The following is a 14,113-nucleotide window of genomic DNA, read 5'->3' as shown; positions in this document are numbered from 1 at the left end:
ACGATTATTCACTGCGAAGGTGAAAGTTATCGTCGTAAAACGGCCCTGAGTAAGGGCGATTAAAATTCGGTATCAACCGGCCAAGATAATTGTCGGAAAACCGGCCAAGATAATTGACGCTAGATAGACCTCTTTGCTTTACCCGCCACTTCGGTAGAATAGCCTCCAGACGGAGGCGATATGCGCATAGAAGACCTAACCTTAGACGAATTACACGAGCTGAACGAGCTTGTCTGGAAACGGATTGAGTACTTGCGTTTGCAAAACGATATTAATGTCCTGAGTCAGTTACGCTTAGGCCAAAAAGTGCACTTCAAGGCCAAAGAGGGGCAGGTATTCGGCGTGGTCATCAAAATTAACAAGAAATCGGTGGTGGTGGTCAGTGACGATAATCGCCAGTGGAAAATGCCACCAGGACTGGTACAGATCATGAAAGACGTTTAGTCAGGTTGGTTGGCAGAAATCTGCAAGGCGTCAATACGTCCTAAAATGAACGCTTACCTAAAAGTCGCTGTTCTGGTGTCACCACAAGCTCGCGGCTCATCCAATAACGGTAACTGCTCCGGTTCACGTTGAATACGTGGCATATCACTGAAATAGGGTATTTGTTGCTCTGATTGAGTTTCTCGATTATCGAGAATTGTTCAGCGAGTCCGACATCAATAGAGCGGTAGCCTTTTTTAGGATTTCTTTCTCGAGATTAATCCGTTCAATTTCACGTTTAAGTGCCCTGATTTCAATCTGCTCAGGTGTCATAGGTGAGGCTTTAGGAGCAAGGCCTTGGCGCTCGATTTGAAGCTGTGTTACCCACTTACTGACTGTTGATTTACCCACGTTCATGGCTTTTGCGGCCGCTTCTTGTGTGTAGCCTTGATCAACGACTAATTGAGCGGTTTCAAGCTTAATGGCAGCGCTATATCGTGCACGTTTACTTTTATTCATGTTGTCACCTAAATGGGTTATGAGTGAGATCATAACATTTCTTATTAGGTGGCCAAATTCAGTGTGCCACTACAATCATGGTAAATTGCTTTAGTCGTTATCATGATGGAGTTCCTTTTATTTTTCTTTTTCTGCCAACTGGCAGAAACACGACCTTACTGACTATTTCGTTTGATGACGTAGAATTGATAACGTCTTGTCTCTTTGTTTCTGTCTCGAGCACATTGGTTGTTGCTTTTTGCTCATCTTTGCGGTGTTGGCGGACATTTTTCGTTTTCTCAGCAAATGTTACTTTTTCAAAGTTCTTACTTCGTTCTTTAGCATTTTTAGTCATCTGTTGACGATTTTTGTGATCATCAATAGATGCTACATTTATAGGAACTAACTCTTTTTTTGAGTCTAGCCAGTCTTGCATAAAATCAGACTCATGCATCGATTTATCTTTGAACATGCGGCTACGAGGTAGTATGTGACATAGTGTAAAGTCATGATTTTTATCTAGTCTCACATAAATGTGGTTTGTAGTATTCTCATCAATACGTGCTTCTAATCGCCATTGACCTGATGACCGAGCAACTGATGCTAAATTTCGCTCTTCAACTTCTGAACATGAATAATACAACCCGTTAAAATGTATACCACTGCGTGTCATACTGGCTTCCGCAGGAGGTAGTAAACGAGCTATAACCTCATCAGGTCGTGCAGCTTGAAGTTCATGTCTGTGCTTAGCAAGATGAATCTTCCAATAATTGATAGGGGTTGGTGATAAGTCATTTTCGACAAGTAATGGACTTGAAAAAGCTAAGTCATTAAAAATAGATCTATTATGCTCTAGAATGGCATTTATTATTTCAGTAGTAACTTCTTTTAAAGTGTAGATAGCATCCTTTCTTGGGTCTCGACTACCTCTGACAATATCACCACCTCTCGTAGTCCCCAATAATTCATGAATAACTTCTTTATTTAAAATATCAAAACGTTTCTCAACCACTCCTTTACGGTCCGGTCTGTAAGGGGGAGTAAAAGAAAGCTTAGTCATCGGATTGAGTGCAGACTTAGGCTGTAAGCCAATCATCTCGCCATTATCGCAAACGAGTTCCTTTGGTATATGTGAGCAAGGCCATTCTGAATCATCGATATCTACACCAAACTCTTTGCAATAACGAGATTTAGGTAAAAAACTATTTGATAATGCTTGTCTAGCTGCACGCCAAGAAGCATGGAAGAGTGATACATGCATACCAACAATCATCCGGCTAGCTCTGTCGATAACAATGTAAATTGTTGGTCTACCTAATATATGCTGCACACCCAATTCAGAAACAATGTGAACATCTGCGACTGTTGCATCGATCTCAAAGTGAGTTCCTGGTAAATTGCTATCCTGAATGACACTCCCTAATAAACCTCTTTTATTCCTGAGGTGATCATTTTCTGTTGTCCTGCCCTTAATTAACTCATCTTGGCTAAATTTTTTCTTTGACCAATAGCTAAACTGTTTAAGCGTTGGTACAGCAGGCGGTTTACCACACGCATTAGCAATGCGCACCTCATCTGCATAACTATCTATTAACATATAGTTATAGGTTTTTGATAATGTCAAACGATTCTGATTTAGATAGTACTTTTTAAGTGCTTTCTTAAACTTACTTTTGTCGATATCAGTGATTATGTATTTAACTGCTCTTTCTACCGCCACGGTTCTTGGTTGTTTAGGTGCGCCGAGTGGCTTGTCTGTTGGTATCCTATCCTTTCCCGAACCGCCACTTTTAGAAAATGCTGGAAGAAGAGCCATTTTCTCCTGACCGTAACGCCAATATTGCGATAAAAGTCGGGATAATGCTTTACGATCGATATCTACTTTTTTTGCATACTCTGCAAGATGTGGAACACGTTTTTTCGTCGCGTAATCAAAAACAAAAGCCCGATCTGAAACAATATTTTCAATAAGTCCATAGTTTTTATCTCTACGGGCAATATGTTCCTCTGGAATATTCTCTTCTGCGACCAAAAGAAAACTTGGTAAAGTAAAATCCGATTTTTTGGCTTTCTTACTTTTTATATGTTCAATAAATGCTTCCATAGAAAAAACCAAAGGCCGGGAGGTTGGCGATTCGTTATTAAGCGAGAATAGGACGACAGATGCAACATCGTGCATAATGTCTAAAACACGGTATAAACCATCTTCAGCTAAATCAGAGCCTTTTAACTCCCAAACACTGTTTCTAGGAAATTGCATTCACTACGCCCTCTTTGCATATCTGCAATCGATTTAATATCTAAAATCCCTAGTTCAGGAATATATGATGATAAATCCACATCAATGAACTTATCTGCAATTAAGTAACGAATAAGTAATTGAGCCTCATCATGTGAAGCTATATTCATAGAGATCAATTTATGACAAAGATCTTCGAAAAAAAACTGGCCAACATTTATAACAGTTAATGCGCTATTTATCTGTCCATCAGAAAAAAACGTTGGATTTTCACGAAACGGGGCTGTTGCCCAATCAAGATTACGACTTTGTACTTTAGTTAACTCATTGCCAGTGAAGTAGCTAAACCTAACTCCAAGCAGTTCCCAACAAACTCTTTCAATATCAATCTTTTCAAGCACTCGTTGTTTATCAGATTCAGTTTCAGGTTTAACAGAAACTGCGTGATATGAAATACCTTGAGTAGAATCAATCGTAAGCAACTGATCTGTTGTCATAATGATAGGTTCTTTAGTTTTGGGATGGATAGGGTGCTTAACACCCAACATTCTCGCCACTTTCTGCGTGTAGTTGAGAGGTAAAATTGGAAACTGCTCTCTTATATCAACGACACTGTCGGAGAACTCAGCTAAATAGAAAAACTCACTCTCAATTGAGGACATCATATGATGACTTCTCTGAGACTTTCTTCCTAAAATTATCGATCTAGTACCATGACTTTTCACATCCTGAATTCTCAGCCACGGCTTATAATCGGAACCTTGCCCAATTCCATACTTATTTTTTAAGGCTCGTTGATAATCTGGCAAAGATTCAAGCTTTCTTCCGCGTGACATAAAATTTCCTGATGTATTTCATATAGAAAGCATAGTATCAAACATCACTACGGGCAAACTTTATTGTCTCTACACAAGACTAAACCGCCTTTCCAGCGGCGACGCCGGATGCCCAAGCCCATTGAAAATTAAACCCACCTAACCAACCACTTACGTCCATCACTTCGCCAATAAAAAACAGGCCGGGGACTTTTATGGCTTCCATGGTTTTGGAGGACAGTTCATGGGTATCCACGCCGCCGAGAGTCACTTCGGCTGTGCGGTAGCCTTCGGTGCCATTCATTAAGACTGTCCAGCGGTGCAGATCGTCGACTAACTTGGCGCGCTCTGCATGGACAAGCTGATTTAAGGCTTTGTTGAGTAAAGCCTCATCGAATAACACTTCCACCAACCGCTTCGGTAACCACTGGCTTAAGGTATTACGCAGACTCTGTTTAGGATGTGCGGCCAGTTGTTGCTCTAAAGCCTGCGCGGCATCCATATTGGGTAATAGATTGATTTCTATGGTTTCGCCCGCTTTCCAATAGTTGGAAATCTGCAAAATAGCAGGGCCAGATAAGCCTCTGTGGGTAAAGAGCAAGGCTTCGCTAAAGGCGGTACCATCTTTGGCGGTAATACGGCTCGGTACGGCAATGCCCGACAGCGGTTCGAAGCGAATTTTATCTTCACTATGCCAAGTAAAAGGCACCAGACCCGCGAGGGTTGGCAATACCTTAAGCCCAAACTGCTCGGCCAATTGATAGCCGTAGGGTGTGGCGCCGAGTTTTGGCATAGACAAACCGCCGGTGGCGATCACTAAGGAGTCACAACTTAACTCGCCATTTGAAGTATTTAGCTCAAAGCGCCCTGCCTCAGTCTTTTTAACGGCCAGAATATCGGTGCGCAGTTTGATACTCACACCTGCCCACTCACATTCGGTCAGCAGCATAGTGACTATCTCTTTAGCCGAGTCATTACAGAACAATTGGCCGTGATCGCGTTCGTGGTATTCAATGCCGTGACGCTCGACCAACTCAATAAACTGCTGAGAGGGATAACGCGCGAGTGCCGACTTAACAAAGTGGGGATTGCCACAGAGGAAGTTAGCTGGCTCGACTTTAAGGTTGGTAAAGTTACAACGCCCGCCACCGCTGATGAGGATTTTACGCCCAGCTTGCTTGGCATTGTCGAGTACCAGTACATCACGGCCTCGGTAACCTGCGGTCGCTGCACACATTAATCCTGCGGCGCCGGCTCCGATAATAATGACATCATGATGTTTCACGCTCTTACTCCACACAGATAAATTGATTGGTATTTGATTCGCGAACATTTAGCAGGCAAATCATGCAACAGCTAAACGGAGCAAGGATAAGCTCAAACGCTAGGTACAAAAAAGGGCGCTATTTTAGCACCCTTTGTTTTATTCAGCAGCACGGAGCGCAGTTTATTGCGCGGGCGTTTCTGATTTCTTTTCTCTGCTGAGCAACTCTTTAGCGGCATCAACCGGAGCTTTACCTTGATACAGGACTTGGTAGATTTGCTCAGTGATTGGCATTTCAACCCCAAGGCGTTTAGCAAGGGTAAAGACTTCTTTAGTATTGCGATAACCTTCAACCACTTGGCCGATTTCGGCCTGTGCGGTATCTACATCGCAACCTTTACCTAAGGCTAAACCGAAGCGGCGATTACGTGATTGGTTGTCGGTGCAAGTCAACACTAGGTCGCCTAACCCCGCCATTCCCATAAAGGTAGCCGCATTGGCACCTAAGGCTTCGCCTAAACGCGTCAATTCGACTAAACCACGGGTGATTAAGGCCGTTCTAGCATTGGCTCCAAAGCCGATACCGTCGGACATGCCCGCACCAATGGCGATGACGTTCTTTACCGCGCCGCCCAGTTGCAAACCCGTAAAGTCGTCATTAGCGTAAACCCGTAGACGTTTAGGGCTGTGTAGCAACTCGACAAGATCGTTGGTGAACTGTGGACAAGTGCCCGCAACCGAAATAGCCGTAGGTAAACCCATGGCAAGTTCTTTAGCGAAGGTCGGCCCAGATAACACCGCCAGCGGATATTGCTCACCTAATACATCACGGGCTACATCTTGCAGTAGCCGCCCCGTTTCAGGCTCGAGCCCCTTGGTTGCCCAGACGATGCGCGCATCGCTACGCAGCAAAGGTTTAGCTTGCTCAAGCACAGTACCAAACACATGGCTTGGCACCACCACTAACACATTGTTACTGGCGGCTAAGGCTTTGGCTAAATCGGCTTCGATCTGTAAACAATCCGGGAACGCAATACCAGGCAAAAACGCTTGGTTGCACTTGTCTTGAGCGAGCGTTTGCATGTGGACAGGATCGTGCCCCCATAACAAGGTCTTATGACCATTGCTGGCTAAAGAGATGGCAAGGGCGGTGCCATATGAGCCCGCCCCTAATACCGTGATGTCGGCAGAGTTTTTCATGTAATTAAGCGTTTGCTTCTTCGGCTGCGGGTGCAGTTGCAGCGGCTTGACGTTGTTGCACGTATTGGGCAAACAGCGCGTCGAAGTTTACTGGTGCCAGGTTCAGTTGTGGGAAAGTACCACGACCCACTAAGCTACCCACCGCTTCACGGGCATATGGGAACAGGATGTTAGGGCAATATGCACCTAATGAATGTGCTAATTGTGGCTCAGTTAAACCAGCGATAGAGAAGATACCCGCTTGTTGTACTTCACATAGGAAAGCGGTATCGCCACCGTTTTGTGCAGTCACAGTCAGAGACAGTACGACTTCGTATACGTCATCGGCTAATTTAGCGCTGCGCGTGTCTAAATCTAACTTCACTTCTGGATTCCATTCTTTTTGGAATACCGCTGGGCTGTTAGGCGTTTCAAAAGAAACATCTTTAGTGTAAACACGTTGAATATTGAATTGTGGGGCTTGTTGTTCGTTGTTTGCTACTTCAGCCATAATTTCCTACCTATCCTATCAATGTTGTGCCAGCTTTTCGTTGAAGGCTGACTTATATGTCTATTTAGCTCGGGCTTTGGGGTTAGAGGCCTGTATCAATCCAGTGCCATCCCAATATTTAACCCTAGAGTGTTTCTTTCTAACGAGTCTAAAAACTTAATCTAAGCCCTTAGCGACCGCAGGATCAGTATGCCAAACAATGATGACTCTATTGCTGCATCGTCAAGAAGACTGTTGCAGTACAAATCATAACTGCCGCTGACAACTTATCTTTTGCTTTTTGAAACAGGCATATTCGCTGCCTGCCATTCACCCATACCACCTTTTAAGTTATACAGATTCTCAAAACCCTGTTTGCTTAAAAGCTGAGCCGCTTGAGACGAGGTCATGCCAGCATTGCATACAAGTATAATGGGACTGGCTTTAAACTTTTCAAGGGCAGAAGTCTGATTATTTTTGATATCCGCGAGTGTAACGTTAAGCGCATCAACAATGTGACCCTTACGGAACTCGTCGCTCGAACGCACATCAACCACTTTTGCGTCCTGTCTGTTCACCATAATGGTTAATTCTTGGTGAGTAATATTTTTGATTTTAGAGAGGCTCGATTTGATCACGCTGATCACAAGCACGATAAATAATCCCACCCAAGCCAGACTTAACATAGAGTGAGCTTTAAAAAATTCGATATATTCTTGCATGATTACAGCCCGTATAAATGGCGAAAATTCGATAAGGGCACAGAGTATACCCATTGCCTTGGCAGATTGCAGCAGTTTAGTCACAGTTCGAGAACACAGTTTAAGCCCAACCCTATGGACGTTCTCTCTACACTCACATAATCCGCTGAATTAGTGATTCGATAACCTTAATCTAGGTAAAGCGCTTTTTCGTACCCCGCTTACGTAGTAATATTTGACCAATTTCAGATTTCTATCGCTTCTTTAAAACTTAAAGGTAACACCATGACGACAACTAAACGTCCAATCGCGTTGTTGATCCTCGATGGCTGGGGCTACCGTGAAAATACGCATATGAATGCCATTTTCCACGCTAAGACTCCAGTACTCGACCGCCTCAATGACCAATACGCCCACGGTTTAATTTCTGGTTCTGGTTTAGATGTAGGTTTGCCCGATGGCCAGATGGGTAACTCTGAAGTAGGCCACATCAATCTAGGCTCCGGCCGTATCGTGTATCAAGAACTCACTCGTATCAGTAAAGCGATTAGCGACCATGAGTTTGAGAAAAACCCAGCCCTATGCGATGCGGTAGACTCAGCGATTAAAACCAATGGCGCAGTGCACATTATGGGTCTGCTTTCTCCCGGCGGTGTTCACAGCCATGAAGAGCATATCGAAGCTATGTGCCGTATGGCCGTGGCTCGCGGAGCAACCAAAGTATATTTACACGCCTTTTTAGACGGCCGCGATACTCCTCCCCGTAGCGCTAAGGGCAGTTTAAGCCATTTTGATGATCTGTTTACTACATTAGGCCATGGTCGCGTGGCATCGATTATCGGCCGTTACTTTGCAATGGACCGCGATAATCGTTGGGACCGCGTGTCGCAAGCCTACGATCTGATCACCCAAGGCAAATCAAAATTCCAATACGACAATGCGGTCACCGCACTAGAAGCGGCCTACGCCCGCGATGAGAACGACGAGTTTGTGTCTTCATCGGCAATCACAGATACAGACGGCCAAGTTGCAACCTTGCAAGATGGCGACGCGCTGATATTTATGAATTTCCGCGCCGACCGTGCCCGCCAGATCACCCGCAGCTTTATCAACCCTGACTTTGACGGTTTCGAACGTGCTGTCGTGCCGAAAATGCACTTTGTTACCCTGACTGAATATGCGGCAGATATTAAGGCGCCGATTGCCTATCCATCTGAAAACTTAGTGAATACTCTAGGTGAAGTGCTACAGAAACAAGGTCGCACTCAACTGCGGATCTCTGAAACTGAAAAGTACGCCCATGTGACTTTCTTCTTCAACGGCGGTAAGGAAGAGCCATTCGAGGGTGAAGACCGAATTTTAATTCAATCACCTAAAGTGGCGACTTACGATCTACAGCCAGAGATGAGTTCAACCGAACTGACCGACAAACTCGTGGCCGCGATTGAATCGACCAAGTACGATGTGATCATCTGTAACTACCCCAATGGCGATATGGTTGGCCACACGGGCAACTTCGATGCGGCGGTTAAAGCCTGCGAAGCTGTCGATGCCTGTATCGGCCGCGTGGTTGAAGCACTGGCTAAAGTCGGCGGCGAATGTATTATTACCGCTGACCACGGCAACGCAGAACAAATGACAGACGAAACCACAGGTCAAGCCCATACGGCTCACACCAGTGAACTCGTGCCCTTTTTGTTTGTGGGCCGCGACGCGACCATAGATGAAGGTGGCAAACTGAGCGATATCGCACCGACGATTCTGCATCTACTGGGCGAAGCCATTCCCGCAGAGATGACGGGTAAGCCATTAATCCACATTAAAGAGTAATTGTTACCTAGTGAGCACTCGACTCCTTGTTAAAGCCAGCATTCTTGCTGGCTTTATGATGTTATCTTTTTCGGCTAACGCTTCTGATTTGCAGAAGCGTCAGTCCGAGTTGAAATCAATCCAAGCGCAAATAAATAAACAACAAAGCGCGCTTAAAAACACCAGTAAGCAACGGGAAAAATTACTGTCATTGCTGCGAAGCGATGAAGAGGCGATAGCGGCGGCCGCCAAAAAAGTCAACACCACCAAAAACAGCCTAGCGCAAATAGACACTAAACTTGCCGAACTTAAGCAGCGGCAAGAAGAGTTGGAAGTTCTTAAGGTAAGCCAGCAAAATACGCTTTCAAAACAACTTTCTAGCGCTTATTTAGCGGGTAATCACGATTACACTAAGATGATGCTCAACCAGCAAAGTCCCGCCACCATTGAGCGCATGCTGGCTTATTATCAATATCTAAACAAAGCCCGGATGAAGTCAATCAATGAATTAAAACAGACGCTTACCGAGCTTGATGACATTAAAGCCTCACAAACCAGCAAGCAACAACAACTCACTAAGCTGATTGCCGAGCAACAAGTGCAATCTAAGCGCTTGAGCCAAGAACAAAACCAACGTCAACAGACCCTTAAAGAACTGCAGCGCACACTCAACACTAAAGGTGCTGAACTCGAACAACTGCAAATTGAAGAGGCGAGCTTAAAACGGGTTGTCGAACAGGCTCTACGGGCAATGAAAGACAATCCTTCAATGGAAGGTTTTGGTAAGCAAAGCGGCAAGCTTAAATGGCCGACGAAAGGCCGAGTCAGCGCCAGCTTTGGCAGCCCGCGCTCGGGCCAAGTGGTGTGGAAAGGCACTATGTTATCGGCGCCAGAAGGGCAAAATATTCGAGCGATTTCAGGTGGTAAAGTGATCTACGCCGACTGGCTAAAAGGCTTTGGTATGGTAATGGTGATCGACCATGGTAAAGGTTATATGAGCCTCTACGGCCATGCACAAGCCCTACTGAAAAGCCCTGGTGAGATGGTCAAGAGCGGCGATGCAATTGCTTTAGTCGGACGTTCGGGTGGACAGACAGAGCCTGGCCTATACTTTGAAATAAGGTATAAGGGGCAAGCCGTCGATCCAGCCAAGTACTGTCGTTAATCAGTACTGTCGCTAACATGGCCGCCCCCATCATTACAGGGGACGGCCATGAAACATCTAATTCGCAATATCGTCTGCCTTGGACTCGGCCTAAGCTTAGGCCTGTCCATTAGCCTCTCCAGTCAAGAACACGCCAAGTCATATCGAAGCGACTTCGATTACCCACTATTACAGGATGTGCTTGAAACGGTCGAAACCTACTATGTTAAAACCGTCTCTAAGGATGAGTTAGTCCAAGCCGCCATCAAGGGAATTTTTGAACATTTAGACCCCTACTCTAGCTTCTTAAACCATCAAGATTTGCTTGATCTAAAAGACGCCAATCGAGGGGAATATTTTGGTTTTGGCTTTGAGGTCGCCAGCGATAAAGATCGGATCAGCGTTATCGCTCCCTTTGCAAACTCCCCCGCAGAACAGGCTGGCATCCAAGCCGGTGACACTATTATCAAGCTGAATAATAAGCCTGCCACAAAAACCAACCTGGCGGATATTCTCAATGAAATCAAACAGTATAGTTTGAAAAAACAAAGCATCAGCCTCACACTTAAACACCACAATGACAGCGCCGAGTTTGAGGTGTCACTCACTCCAAGCACCATCACGATCCACTCGGTTTCGAGTAAATTACTGCAAGGTAATATCGGCTATATCAGACTCAGCAGCTTTCAAGAGAACTCCACCACTGAGATGATCCGCTCGCTTAACCAATGGCAAACCATCCCCCTAAGTGGGCTTATTCTCGACCTACGGAATAATCCCGGTGGGTTACTCGATCAAGCCATCAAAATTGCCGATCTCTTTCTCGCCAAGGGGCGCATTGTTTCGACTAGTGGACGGTTTTTCGATGCCAATTCAGATTATTACGCCTCACCACAAACCATGCTGACCAATGTGCCTATGTTAGTGCTAATCAACAAAGGCTCGGCTTCGGCGTCCGAAGTGCTCGCCGCCGCATTGCAGGATAACGGCCGCGCTAAGCTTCTAGGTGAAACCAGCTTTGGTAAAGGCACAGTCCAAAGCCTAATCCCCATCCTCAACGACGGTAACGCGATTAAGCTGACCATAGCTCAATACAACACCCCCAAAGGAGAAAACATTCACGATATTGGTATCGAACCAGACATTAAAATTACTAATCCAACTGGCTCCAATGAAGAGAATATGGCTATAATCGATGCCCTATCAGCACGTGAAGATGTAACCCAAGACCATATAGTCACTTCGGCAATTGCTTGGATACAACACCATGACTAATAAGCAGAAACAGTGCGCCTATTCTACTCTTTGGCCTTCTTAGCCCTCTACATTACCCCGTGTTATGCAGCACAACTTGCGCTGATTATTGATGACATAGGTTACCGTCACACCGATGAAGCAGTGCTCACCCTGCCTAGCACTGTGACCTTATCCGTCTTGCCGCACACACCACTTAGCAAACAGCTAGCAAAAGCGGGGCATGCAAAGGGCCATGAAATCATGCTTCATCTCCCCATGGAGGCGTTAAACGGTAAAGCATTAGGCCCAGGTGGCTTAACAAGCACGATGAACGAAGCGCAAATCCGCACCAAAGTGCTAGATGCAATCGCCAGTGTTCCCTTTGCTAAGGGCATGAATAATCATATGGGGAGTTTACTGACTCAACTGGATGAGCCTATGCACTGGGTTATGGAGAGTTTAAAACAGAAGCAACTATATTTTGTCGATAGCATGACAACCCAGTTTTCACGGGCGAGGGATAAGGCGGAGCTGCTAAGCGTCCCAACATTAAAACGCCAACTCTTTCTCGATAATAATCTGAGTAAATCGGCCCTAGAAAAACAATTTAATCTCATGGTAGAACAAGCGCATATTCAAGGAAATCTTGTTGCAATTGCCCATCCACATCCTGAAACGATCCGTTTCTTAAGGGATAATCTAGCGCGTCTCAAGGCTGAAGGAATCGAGTTGGTACCCACATCAAAGCTACTCCCTATCGACTTAGTCCATAGGGAACCTACTAATCCAACTGTAAGACTGAAATAGACATATCCGGTAACAAAGCCAGCAGATCATCACTATTACTGACTATATCCTGCAGGCTATATTGATCGAGCACATTTAAATAAGCAGCAACCGCCTGTGCTAATACGCCCTTCAACTGACACGCAGGACTAAATCGACAGTAAGGTTTACTGCAATCTATCGGCGCCAAAGAGTTTTCTAGTGCTCTCACTAATAGACCAAGATTAATCTCACTCGCAGGTTTGCCTAAGCGAAAACCGCCCATCTTACCGCGAATGGTTTCGAGATAACCCAGTTTTCCTAAATGATGCACAATTTTAGATACATGATTTGGCGATAAATCAAATACTTGGGTTATTTCAGCAATCCGAAATAATGTTGTTCTATCCGGCTGAACAGCCAAATACATGAGCGTGCGAACACCAAAATCGGTATAGCGTGTTAACTGCATAGTTCACCTGTCAGCGAAAAACTCAATGAGACGTTTGAGATTCAAGGTTGCTAATCAACCAAAGCGCCTCTTCATTTGAATGACCACACACATCCTCAGATGCATCAAAATCACTACAAACAGCGGGACGATCCGGCGAGCCAAAAATCAAACACAAATTATCGTCGCTCAACTGTACACAGCGTTCACCCGCGGCTTTGCCATTTGGCATTCCAGGTATTTCGCTGCTAATTGATGGTGCGATACAGCAAGCACCACACCCAAGACGACAATTCATTTTTATTGCTCAAAAAAATACTATGGGGATTATACAGTTTAATCCATCCAAAATCAGCGCTAAGGGTCAATACTGCCAAGTCGCGCACAAGTGCTCATGAATGGATCAAAGAAATAGCATCAATGGATATGTACAAACTTTTCAAAAGTTGAGCGAGCAGAGCATTGTAAACTTAAAAATTACAACGAAAAAAGCCTCATCTTTCGATGAGGCTTTCGTCTTAATGTTGGCGGGTGAAATATCGCACAGCGATGAGCTCATGAACGAGAGGCATGGATGCCGAACTGGGCTATTAAGCAGGGATGCTGTTGGACGGGACGGCCGCGGCGATTGAAATAGATAAATTCCAGATACGAAAAGCCCTAACATTGCTGTTAGGGCTTATCGAAATGTTGGCGGAGCGGACGGGACTCGAACCCGCGACCCCCGGCGTGACAGGCCGGTATTCTAACCAACTGAACTACCGCTCCTTTAGTAAAACGCTTGCGCGGGATACTAAATTAGGCGTTCACTTCTGAGTTCGGGATGGGATCAGGTGGGACCACAATGCTATTGTCACCAAGCAAATTCGGTTTATTTAATGCCTTAGCATTAAATAATAATTCGGAAAGCTGACTGTCTTATTTAGCTAAGACTCTCTTTGAGTTCACACTTCATTAAGTGTTTATATTCTGTCTAAGTTCGCTTAGTACGACCTCCATGGACGGAGGAAGTGCTAGAAAATGTCTGGAACATTTTCAGTAAAACCCATCTGGGTTGTATGGTTAAGCCTCTCGAGTCATTAGTACATGTTAGCTCAAC

13 protein-coding genes, 1 tRNA gene and 1 pseudogene are annotated in these 14,113 nt (G+C 45.0%); 5 read left to right on the top strand and 10 right to left on the bottom strand.

Annotated features, from left to right (window positions below):
* The first annotated feature begins 180 nt into the window (after positions 1-180).
* On the top strand, positions 181-444 hold the full coding sequence (locus tag MJO46_RS13005; RefSeq protein ID WP_253989653.1) for a transposase: 264 nt from the start codon (positions 181-183) through the stop codon (positions 442-444).
* Between the two features lie 91 nt (positions 445-535).
* Here MJO46_RS13005 and MJO46_RS13000 read toward each other — a convergent pair.
* The 7 genes and pseudogenes from MJO46_RS13000 to MJO46_RS12970 form a co-directional block, all read right to left on the bottom strand.
* A pseudogene (locus MJO46_RS13000) lies at positions 536-942 on the bottom strand (transposase); the annotation flags it as partial.
* 100 nt (positions 943-1,042) lie between these two features.
* A complete protein-coding gene (locus tag MJO46_RS12995; protein ID WP_253989652.1) occupies positions 1,043-3,181 on the bottom strand; it encodes a transposase in 2,139 nt (712 codons plus the stop codon).
* Entirely contained in the window at positions 3,148-3,996 is an 849-nt protein-coding gene (locus MJO46_RS12990) for a TnsA endonuclease N-terminal domain-containing protein (RefSeq protein ID WP_253989651.1), read from the bottom strand. The genes MJO46_RS12995 and MJO46_RS12990 overlap by 34 nt, the downstream gene beginning before the upstream one ends.
* 79 nt (positions 3,997-4,075) lie before the next feature.
* Entirely contained in the window at positions 4,076-5,260 is a 1,185-nt protein-coding gene (locus MJO46_RS12985) for an NAD(P)/FAD-dependent oxidoreductase (protein WP_253989650.1), read from the bottom strand.
* 162 nt (positions 5,261-5,422) lie between these two features.
* Positions 5,423-6,439, bottom strand: a complete 1,017-nt coding sequence (gpsA, locus tag MJO46_RS12980) for an NAD(P)H-dependent glycerol-3-phosphate dehydrogenase (protein WP_007644009.1) — start codon at positions 6,437-6,439, stop codon at positions 5,423-5,425.
* Between the two features lie 4 nt (positions 6,440-6,443).
* Positions 6,444-6,929, bottom strand: coding sequence for a protein-export chaperone SecB (gene secB / locus MJO46_RS12975; protein ID WP_198781664.1), 486 nt, complete (start codon positions 6,927-6,929; stop codon positions 6,444-6,446).
* Between the two features lie 266 nt (positions 6,930-7,195).
* Positions 7,196-7,630, bottom strand: coding sequence for a rhodanese-like domain-containing protein (locus MJO46_RS12970; RefSeq protein ID WP_198783656.1), 435 nt, complete (start codon positions 7,628-7,630; stop codon positions 7,196-7,198).
* A 264-nt stretch (positions 7,631-7,894) separates the two neighbouring features.
* Between MJO46_RS12970 and gpmM the strand changes: the two genes are divergently transcribed.
* Genes gpmM through MJO46_RS12950 form a run of 4 tightly spaced genes read left to right on the top strand, consistent with a single transcriptional unit; the run spans position 7,895 to position 12,605 of the window.
* Positions 7,895-9,439: a 2,3-bisphosphoglycerate-independent phosphoglycerate mutase gene (gene gpmM / locus MJO46_RS12965; RefSeq protein ID WP_253989649.1), complete on the top strand. Its 1,545-nt coding sequence runs from the start codon at positions 7,895-7,897 to the stop codon at positions 9,437-9,439.
* Positions 9,440-9,449: 10 nt separating this feature from the next.
* Positions 9,450-10,583, top strand: coding sequence for a peptidoglycan DD-metalloendopeptidase family protein (locus tag MJO46_RS12960; RefSeq protein ID WP_253989648.1), 1,134 nt, complete (start codon positions 9,450-9,452; stop codon positions 10,581-10,583).
* 48 nt (positions 10,584-10,631) lie between these two features.
* Positions 10,632-11,837, top strand: coding sequence for a S41 family peptidase (locus tag MJO46_RS12955; RefSeq protein ID WP_253989647.1), 1,206 nt, complete (start codon positions 10,632-10,634; stop codon positions 11,835-11,837).
* A 12-nt stretch (positions 11,838-11,849) separates the two neighbouring features.
* Entirely contained in the window at positions 11,850-12,605 is a 756-nt protein-coding gene (locus tag MJO46_RS12950) for a divergent polysaccharide deacetylase family protein (protein ID WP_253989646.1), read from the top strand.
* On the opposite strand, the gene MJO46_RS12945 is transcribed toward MJO46_RS12950, so the two are convergent.
* From MJO46_RS12945 to MJO46_RS12935, 3 genes are all read right to left on the bottom strand, one after another.
* Positions 12,580-13,035, bottom strand: coding sequence for an Rrf2 family transcriptional regulator (locus MJO46_RS12945; RefSeq protein WP_253989645.1), 456 nt, complete (start codon positions 13,033-13,035; stop codon positions 12,580-12,582). The two genes, MJO46_RS12950 and MJO46_RS12945, sit on opposite strands and share 26 nt — an antisense overlap.
* 22 nt (positions 13,036-13,057) lie before the next feature.
* Complete coding sequence (locus MJO46_RS12940) at positions 13,058-13,312, bottom strand: YkgJ family cysteine cluster protein (protein WP_253989644.1); 255 nt, start codon at positions 13,310-13,312, stop codon at positions 13,058-13,060.
* A gap of 393 nt (positions 13,313-13,705) precedes the next feature.
* Positions 13,706-13,782, bottom strand: a tRNA-Asp gene (locus MJO46_RS12935).
* Positions 13,783-14,113: the final 331 nt, after the last annotated feature.

It is taken from the genome of Shewanella sp. KJ2020 (assembly GCF_024197625.1).
Lineage (GTDB): Bacteria > Pseudomonadota > Gammaproteobacteria > Enterobacterales > Shewanellaceae > Shewanella.
Note: the sequence above shows the minus strand (reverse complement) of the source record. Positions and strands in the feature narration are given on the sequence as shown.